3 protein-coding genes are annotated in these 2,881 nt (G+C 65.7%); 2 read left to right on the plus strand and 1 reads right to left on the minus strand.

The features are described 5' to 3' along the window. Positions 1–396 (minus strand): AEC family transporter (locus JSV65_10990; protein UCH33113.1); only part of this gene is annotated, 396 nt, incomplete at its 3' end. A 240-nt stretch (positions 397–636) separates the two neighbouring features. On the opposite strand from JSV65_10990, the gene JSV65_10995 reads away from it, so the two are divergent. Continuing rightward, complete coding sequence (locus JSV65_10995) at positions 637–1,515, plus strand: methyltransferase domain-containing protein (GenBank protein ID UCH33114.1); 879 nt, start codon at positions 637–639, stop codon at positions 1,513–1,515. Between the two features lie 425 nt (positions 1,516–1,940). Then, positions 1,941–2,881 (plus strand): ABC transporter substrate-binding protein (locus JSV65_11000; GenBank protein UCH33115.1); only part of this gene is annotated, 941 nt, incomplete at its 3' end.

Genomic DNA, 2,881 nt, shown 5'->3' on the forward strand with positions numbered 1-2,881 from the left:
CAGCATGCACAGCGCCAGCGCCACGCCGGCCACCGGCGCGAAGGTGAGCAGCAGGATCGGGTAGCCGACGAAGCCGCTGTTGGGGCAGCTCATGCCCATCGCGTGGAAGGTCGCGGCTGCATGGTCCATGCCGCGCACGCGACGCACCCAGTACAGGCCCGCGCCGATCAGCGTCAGCGAGCCGAGCGCGTAGGCCAGCAGGAAGCCGGGGTTGAAGACCTCGGCGATCGGCCGCGTCGACAGGGCGCGGAATATCAGGGTGGGCAACGCGAAGTTGATGACGAATCTGCCGAGCACCTGCATGTCGGCCTTGGCGAACAGCCCGGCGTGCGTGGCGGCATAGCCGATGGCGATGGCCAGGTAGATCGGGCCAGTGATGGCGAGCACGTCGAGCATGACGGGGCGGGCAGGCGGGAAGGGCAGAGCCGCGATTGTCGGCGCACGCGGTGGCCATCGCCGGCATTCCCGTGCAGCCGAAATCGGCCATAAGCGGCCGTCCGCGAAGGTGTGCTTTGCGGCTGTGCACCGGCGGGGCAATGTGCTCATGGCGCGCACGTATTGCCAACTTGATCGGGGCGGCGCAGAGTGCGCGGCGCTAGGGCGCAAACCTGTCGCCCCATATCAACGTCAGGCGTCATGCAACACGCCCCCGCGTCCCACCCGTACCGAGAGTTCGAATATGCCGGCTGGGAGCAAGCAGCCGAGGCGTACGCGGACACCTTCGAGCGAGCAACTCGGCTCTACGCCCAAGTCCTCCTCGACGCGGTGGATTTGCGAACAGGTGAGGCCCTCCTTGACAACGCGTGCGGAACAGGATTCGTCGCGGCGCACGCGGTCCAGAGAGGCGCTGTCGCGGTCGGCGCGGACTTCTCGCCTGCGATGCTCGAACAGGCCAGGAAGCTGCATCCGACGATCCACTTTGACCACGCTGATGCCGAGGCGCTGCCATACGACGCCGAGTCATTTGACGCTGTCGTTGTGCACTTTGGCCTGCACCACTTCCCTTTTCCAGAGCGCGCGCTGTCGGAAGTTCACCGCGTCCTCCGCCCGGGTGGCCGCGTTGCCTGTACGGTTTGGGCGACTCCGGACAAGCACGCACAGCATGCAGTTGCCATCGAGGCGGTCCGTGGAGCTGGGAATCTCGGCGCGGCTTTGCCGACCCCGCCGCACGGGGGGCTGAATACCTTGGAGGGTTGCCTGACGCTCATGCGCGGCGCCGGCTTGGTTGCTGAGGAGAGCCAGTGTGGCCTCATCGAGCGCAGACTCGACCTACCGACGGTGGCGGCTCTTACGCACCTGATCGAGAGCGGGACGGTCCGCCTAGCCACCCTGCTCCGGTCGCAACCGCTAGAGAGTCGGGCCGCGATCATGCGTGCCCTCGGGGAAGCGGCGTCAAAGTTCGCGGTTTCCTCGGGCCTCAGCTTGCCGGTGGTCGCCGTACTGGCCGTCGGCCGCAAGTCCGAGGGCTCAGATGACGCCTTGTATCTTCCGTCTGACCGTCCCGATCGTCTTTAGAGGTAGCGATCGGCGACGGTAGGGAAGTGGGTCGAGGGGCGCGCCGGTAGCCGCGACCTCCGTCCGCGATGGCAACCGCAGGGCGCGAAGTCACCGGGAAATCCGGCGACTATCACTGCCCACAGGGCCCGTACAACCGGCGCACTGGTGGTGCGCCAGCTCCTGCGCATTGCCAAAGGCTGGGGCTGAACTTTCACTGCCCATGCCACCGCCGGCGCCGGCGGTTCAGTCTGACGGGTTTACCCGCCGCGATGACATCCTCGCTTCCCGCCAGCACGCCGGCGCGGCGGATAAACGCTGTTCGTTGGGTGTCACGCCATGCGATCTCACGATGGTTCCATGGTTAAGCCGCCAGATTTTGCTGTCACGACTAAGCTGGCAGCCTTGGTTGCAGTTGCGCTTCTTCGCGCGCAGGAGGTAGCCCGATGATGAATCGTCGAACCGTCATCGCGAGCTTCGCGGGTGGCTTGATCGTTCGGCCGGCTGCCCGCGCGCAGCCGACCAGCCGGGTTTACCGGATCGCAATCCTCGCGCTCAACGCGCAGGGCGACGACAGAGACGTCACGGCATTTCGCGAGCGGCTGGCCCAGCTCGGCTATGCAGAAGGCCGGAATGTGCGCATCGAGGTCAAATCCGCGAACCGGCAGGCAGAGCGACTACCGGAGCTGGCGGCCGAGATTGTGCGATCCGAGCCCGATGTGATCGTGACGATCACAACACCGGCCGCGCTCGCCGCCAAGAACGCAACATCGACAATCCCGATCGTGATGGCAGGCAGCGCGAATCCCGTTGGCATGGGACTCGTGGCGAGCATGGCGCGCCCTGGAGGCAATGTGACGGGCGTCACCAACAGTCCCGGACCGGAGTTTGTCGTGAAGCAGCTCCAGCTGCTGAAGGAGGCGGCGCCGAGGATTTCCCGTGTCGCGATCCTGAAGAGCAACCACCCGATCGAAGACCGCAGCTTCGCCGCGATGCAGGAGGCGGGACACGCGCTCGGCCTCACACCGATTGCGGTCATCATCGACAGTCCGACGCAGCCCGACGTCGCGGCACTTCTCACGGCCGCGCACCCCGATGCGCTCTATGTCTTTCCTCAAGCCGTCAACGACGCTCACGCCGGGACGATTTCAGGTTTCGCCGCGAAGAACCGCTTGCCGACGATGTACGGCGATGGGCGCGACGTTGAGCAGGGTGGTCTCATGTCCTATTGGGTGAATTGGCTCGAGCTCCGCAGGCACGCCGCGGTTTACGTCGACAAGATCCTGAGAGGTGCCAGGCCGGCCGACCTTCCGGTCGAGGACCCGACGCGATTCGAGCTCATCATCAATCTCAAGACCGCCAAAGCGCTCGGCCTGACGATTCCTCC

It is taken from the genome of Armatimonadota bacterium (assembly GCA_020354555.1).
Lineage (GTDB): Bacteria > Armatimonadota > Hebobacteria.